We start from the raw sequence: 5491 nt of genomic DNA on the forward strand, positions 1-5491 counted from the left end.
TGCGCGGCGCGCCCGCGCACGGCGAGCGCGGAACCACCCTCGGCGCCGGAGCGGGTCGCGACGGCGGCCCGGTCGGGGTTGGCGGGACGGTCGGCGTCGTCGGGCGCCCCGTCCTTCGCCGCCGGACCGCTCTCGGCGTTCTTCGCCTTCCGCGCGGTCTTCGAGCCGGACGCATCGGCGGCGGCGTCGTCGGCGTCGTCGGGCACGCCGGTGTTCTCGGCGCCGTCCGAGCCCTTGCCGGTCTCGGGATCGTCGGCGTCCTTGGCGTTGTCGGTGTCTCCGGCGTCGTCGGCGTTTTCGGTGCCCTTCGAGCCTTGCGGCTTCTTCGGGTCCTTGCCGGTCCTGCCGTCCTTGCCGGCTTGGCCGGCCTTGTCGCCGGGGCCGCCGGCGGTACGGGCGCGTCGGCCCTTGGCGGCGCGGTGTTCGCCGGACGTGACGACCTGCTCGGCGGCCTCGGCGTCGGCGGGGAGCTCGACCACGTAGGTGCTGCCGCGGCCCGGCGTGGTGTGTGCCTCGATCGAGCCGCCGTGCGCCTCGACGACCGCGCGGGCCAGCGGCACCCGTACGGCGCTGCCACGACTCTCCGGGCCGCGCACCTCGATCCGGGCGACGTCGCCGCGCTGCGCGGCGGCGACGACGATGGTGGATCCCTCGGGGCCGGCCACGACGGTGTCCGCGAGCAGGTGGCCCAGCGCCCGCGTCATCGCGTCGACGTCCACCCGCACCCCCACCGGGGACGCGTTGACCACGAACTCCACGCCCGCGCCGCGCGCGAGGTAGGTGACCGTCTCCATGGCCCGGTCCACCAGGTCGTCCACGGTGGTCGGCACGCGTTCGGCGGCCGTCTTTGCGTCCTCGGCGTCGGGATCGGCGACGGTCGGGCCCTGCTGGTGTGCGAGTACCTCACCGGCGAGTTCCTCGAGGCTCTCCAGTTCGCCGGCGACCTGACGGACCATGCGCCGCGCACCGTGCCCGACCTCGCCGGCGGCGCCGTCGGCCACCTTCTTGAGCCGGCCGCGCACCGCCGTCAAGCGGGAGAGCACTTCGGTGTCGACCAACTCGGCTAGCTGGGCCCGGCGTTCGGCGAGCAGTTTCTCCCGACCGGTGTCGCTGAAGGTCATCACCGCGCCGACGACGGCTCCGCCGAGCAGGATCGGGGCGGTGATCATGTCCACGGTCACGTGACCGTCGTCACCACGCCACAGGATCTGGTCGCGCAGCCGCTGCCGGCGCCCGCTCTTGAGGGTGATCAGCGGCGGGCACTCGTCGATGGGCAGCGGAGTGCCGTCGGCCTTGCTGTGCATGAGCAGTTCGTGCAGGGCCTTGCCGCCGAGGTCGCTCGCCCGGTGCCGCAGGATCTTGGCGGCGGCGGGGTTGGCCAACACGATGTTGCCCTCGGTGTCGATACCGATGATGCCCTCGCACGCGGCGCGCAGGATCATCTCGGTCTGCCGCTGCTGGCGTGCGAGTTCGACCTCGACGTCGACCTTCCCGGTGAGGTCGCGCACGACGATCATCAGCAGTTCGTCGTCGTAGCCGGCCGGCAGGTTCGCGCTGGTGACCTCGACGGGGAAGGTGCGGCCGTCGGTGCGGTGCGCGTTCATCCGCGTCGGCTTGGTCCGGGTGTCGCGCGAATCGTTGGCGCGCACGGAGCCCGGGATGCGGCTGCGGTCGAACGTGGGCAGCAGGTCGAGAAGACCGCGGCCCACCATGGGGGTGCCCGGCGCCTCGAGAACCTCCAGTGCCATGGCGTTCGCATTGACCACCGTGCCGTTGCGATTCACCAGCAGGAGAGCATCGGGCAGGGCGTCGAGTATGGCGGCGAGGCGAGCAGCGCCTCGGGATGGCCTGCTGCTCACGAAGCGCGTACCTCCTCCGGTCCTCGGACTGCGCGACGGCCATCTTGCCCGTCGCCGCCGGGGCATGTCACGACCGACTATCCCATTGTTTTTGCAGTCACGTTGACGAGCCTAGTAATCTGTCCGTCGTCGGCAAACACCGATGGAGGCTTCGCCTAGTCCGGTCTATGGCGCCGCACTGCTAATGCGGTTTGGGTTCATCCCCATCCCGGGTTCAAATCCCGGAGCCTCCGCTTCACGAACAGCCCGTCTGGTCCCACCAGACGGGCTGTTTTGCGCCCATCTCGGTGACCTTTCGGTGACGAACGAGCACCACCGAGTCACGACGTGGCCCGCGATGTCCCCTATGCCGGCCTTTCCCCAAGGTGCGCCCCCAATCGTCGGGTGGCCCGTCTCGCGCCGCCCGCCCCTCACGGTTCGGCCCCCATGTCGAAGGTCACCCCTTCCGCCCCGACCGCTCCACCATTCGCCCCGAAGACGACATGTCCGACAGAAACCATTCAGCTCACAGCGAACACCCCCCGCGCGCGCCACCCCCAAACGCGAGCGCACACGGATCCGAACCCGGCCCTCCGCCGCAAGATCACCCACAGCCTCCCCGCCCCTCGACCCCCTCGGGGCAACCCACCCCGACCCACCTCCACCGGCCCTCGGATCCACCCCCTCGGCCACCCCACTCACCACCCACCGACAGCCCTTTCGCGCCAAACGCCCCGCTTCGAACCCCTCTCGAACAATCGATTTCACCCCCGGCCGGCGAGCATGTATTGTTTACCTCGGTCCAAGCGACCAAGCGCTCGTAGCTCAACGGATAGAGCATCTGACTACGGATCAGAAGGTTGCAGGTTCGAATCCTGCCGAGCGCACAGCAGGTCAGAGCCCCTCTCGGGTAATTCGAGAGGGGCTCTTTTCGTGGTTGGTGCAGCCATTCGAGCGGCCAATGAACGGTCGGCGGTTCTCAGAGCCGTCGGAGCCGGTGCAGCACGAGCAGCGCCGAGACGGCGTTCGACGAGCGGATCTCTCCTCGCGCGATCATGTCCGGGACCTCTTTCAGGGACACCCACTCGATCCGGTCCGACTCGAACGCGTCCTCGGGCTCGCCGACGTGCTCGCCGGAGTCGGACCAGTAGACGTGATGGACGGCATCGGACAGGCCATTGGACGGCTCGATGCTGAGCAGGTGTCGTAGCGGTCCGGGGCGCCACCCGGTCTCCTCCAGCATCTCGCGCGCTGCGGCGTCCTCGACGCTCTCGCCCGCCTCGATCTCGACGACTCCTGCGGCGAGTTCCCAGCCCCAGGTGTCGGTGATGAACCGGTGGCGCCACAGCAGGAGGACGCGGTCCTGTTCGTCGACGATCGTTGCGAGGGCCACGGGTCGCTGACGAATCAGGTAGTGATCGAGGTGACGGCCGTCCGGGAGCTCGACGTCGGCGAGGCGAATGGTGAACCAGGGGTTCGTGTACACGTCCGTCTCGCTGTGCGTGATCCACTGCATGTGCCCCCCACGGGTGAGCGGTGTCCTCAGATGGGCATCGACAGCACAGTCTCGACTTTCTCGGCCACCTCTCGTACTGCTTTCACATCGGTGTGATGGGCGAGTTCGCGATGCACGCCGTACAGACGGTCGGTGAGCCGCCTCGACTCCATCCCCTGCGCGGCGTCCAGCGTGGCGTCGGCCGCGACGACGGCCTGGTCGAGGTCTCGGCACGCGATCGCGAGCGAGGTCAGGGTGGCGAGACGGTGAACTTTGCCGCGGGCGTGGGTCTGTGTGCCGACGGCTTCCTTGGCGTATCGCATCGCGGGCCGATGGTCGCCGAGGCTCAGCAGCGCCTCGGCGGCCTGGGCTTCGACGCGACCGGGTTGAACGTAGCCGGTTTCCGGCGGTTCTTCGGTCCGCCGAATCCGCACGTTGGCATCTTCGGCTCGTCCCAAACTCGATCGTGCGGCGGTGGACTGCTTCATCCTCGCGAACGCCTTCGCCTGCATGGCGTACAGGTCGGTGGCGAGCGCGGGGGACAGGTGCGGGCCGGCGGTGCGGATGCCCGCCTCGGCGAACGCGATGACTTGTCGGTAGTCGCGCATGTGCATGGCCTGGTTGACGAGCAGGGCGATGACGTACCCGCCGAAAGCGTGGTCACCGGACGCCTTGGCCATGCGAAGGGCCTGGTGGAAGTACCTCTGAGCCAAACCTTGTTGGTCGCAATCGTACGAGCAGATGCCGGCAATGGCGACGAGGCCGCCCGCCGCACGGAACAACGGGCGCCCGATGTGGTCGGGGTAGCTGCCACGTACGACGGGAGTTACGGCCTCGGCGAGGAAGCGGGTGACGCGCGGCTTGGCGGCGAGGCCGCCGGCCTGTTGGTACATCCGCTCGTAGTGGGTGCGAGCGCCTCTCAGCATCTCCAGGTCCTCGGTCCCGACGCGGACCGAGCCGCGGTGGGATGCGTCGAGGTCGTGCGGTGGGTTCTCCCACTCCCATACGGGCGCGATGGCAGCCATGCCGGTGACGGCAGGTGTCTCCAGCGCGGTGGTCGCGTTCCGATGGTCGGATGTCCACAGCGCGGGTGCGCGCTCGACAAACGCCGGGAGGCTCGTGCCTGAAGATCCGTCGGTGTGCGTGTCGAGGTCGATGTCCTGGGGTGTGATCTCGCGGCCGAGGCGCTCGCTCAGGACGGCGCACACCAGCTCGATCGAACGGCCGCGCGGACGTTGCCCCTTGAGCCACCGCCCGACGGAAGTGTGGTCGTAGCGCAAGGCGAGGCCGGCGCGGGCGCCGAGATCGTTGACGCGTTGCGCTAGTCCGGCGCGCGACATCCCGGCATCGTCGAGCACGGCTGCGAGCAGGTGGTTCGGGCTCATGGGTCCCCTTGGTGTCACAAGTCAAGCCCTGGTCGTCGAGCCTAACGATTCGCGATTCACACCCCGTGTGAATCGCGAACATGCGCGGCACGTACTCACACCTCCCGCTGTACGTGGTGCACACACGAGCCTGTGTGGACGGCAGTCGAACGGGCGAGGAGAGCACGGTGAGCGAAAAGCCGTTGGTGATCCGGGTGGATGGGTCTGGCGATGCGGCGCGGCCGATCCGGGTCATGCTCGATGTCGGCGACGAGGACGAGGCCCCGACCTACGACCTCGACCGTGACCAAGCGCGGTTCCTGGTGCCCCAGTTGCAGGCTGGGTTGGCTCGGTCCTTCCGGCCGCCGATGATCGGCCGCATCTCGAACTCGGGCGGCTGAAGCCGTGTCCCGCACTCCCGACACCGTTCGCGCCGTCGCTGCGGCCGACCCGCGGCGCCCGATCCTCGTCCAGGCCGACCACACCGGCCCCGACCCCTGCGGGCTCGCCCTCACCCTGGCCCAGGCGTGGGACCTGATCGGCGACCTCCAGGCGCAGGTGGCCCGCCACCCCGCGCCGACCCTTCGAGGAGAGCGATGACCATGCCCGACGGCACCTGGCTGGACTACGAAGTGATGGGCGGCTCGCTCGGCGGCCAGTCGATCGTGGCCCGCTACCGAACCCGCACCGGCGCGATCGAGTTCGACACCCTCCGCGTCCCGGACGGCACCCTGGCCGCGCTGATCCGGGCCATCCTGGACCGCACGGACCAGAACCTGGTGACCGACATCCTG

At 69.4% G+C, this 5491-nt stretch carries 6 protein-coding genes and 2 tRNA genes; 5 read left to right on the forward strand and 3 right to left on the reverse strand.

The window, feature by feature from the left end; all coding sequences use genetic code 11:
• On the reverse strand, nt 1-1859 hold a 1859-nt coding region (locus tag GT354_RS48590; RefSeq protein ID WP_161364438.1), incomplete at its 3' end, for a PAS domain-containing protein.
• Nucleotides 1860-2003: 144 nt separating this feature from the next.
• Between GT354_RS48590 and GT354_RS48595 the strand changes: the two genes are divergently transcribed.
• Nucleotides 2004-2092, forward strand: a tRNA-Ser gene (locus GT354_RS48595).
• A 560-nt stretch (nt 2093-2652) separates the two neighbouring features.
• A tRNA-Arg gene (locus GT354_RS48600) sits at nt 2653-2725 on the forward strand.
• A 92-nt stretch (nt 2726-2817) separates the two neighbouring features.
• Here GT354_RS48600 and GT354_RS48605 read toward each other — a convergent pair.
• Both GT354_RS48605 and GT354_RS48610 read right to left on the reverse strand, forming a co-directional pair.
• The gene (locus GT354_RS48605; protein WP_161364440.1) at nt 2818-3354 is read right to left on the reverse strand and encodes an NUDIX hydrolase; all 537 of its coding nucleotides are present in this window, start codon (nt 3352-3354) and stop codon (nt 2818-2820) included.
• A gap of 26 nt (nt 3355-3380) precedes the next feature.
• Nucleotides 3381-4718 (reverse strand): transcriptional regulator, encoded by a 1338-nt coding sequence (locus tag GT354_RS48610; RefSeq protein ID WP_161364442.1) that lies wholly within the window; start codon nt 4716-4718, stop codon nt 3381-3383.
• A gap of 80 nt (nt 4719-4798) precedes the next feature.
• On the opposite strand from GT354_RS48610, the gene GT354_RS48615 reads away from it, so the two are divergent.
• The 3 genes from GT354_RS48615 to GT354_RS48625 form a co-directional block, all read left to right on the forward strand.
• Nucleotides 4799-5098, forward strand: a complete 300-nt coding sequence (locus GT354_RS48615) for a hypothetical protein (RefSeq protein ID WP_161364444.1) — start codon at nt 4799-4801, stop codon at nt 5096-5098.
• A gap of 4 nt (nt 5099-5102) precedes the next feature.
• Nucleotides 5103-5297: a hypothetical protein gene (locus GT354_RS48620; RefSeq protein ID WP_161364446.1), complete on the forward strand. Its 195-nt coding sequence runs from the start codon at nt 5103-5105 to the stop codon at nt 5295-5297.
• A partial coding sequence (locus GT354_RS48625; RefSeq protein WP_161364448.1) for a hypothetical protein occupies nt 5294-5491 on the forward strand: 198 nt, incomplete at its 3' end. The genes GT354_RS48620 and GT354_RS48625, both read left to right, overlap by 4 nt.

This window comes from Streptomyces sp. SID3343 (assembly GCF_009865215.1).
In the GTDB taxonomy this organism is placed as follows: Bacteria; Actinomycetota; Actinomycetes; order Streptomycetales; family Streptomycetaceae; genus Embleya.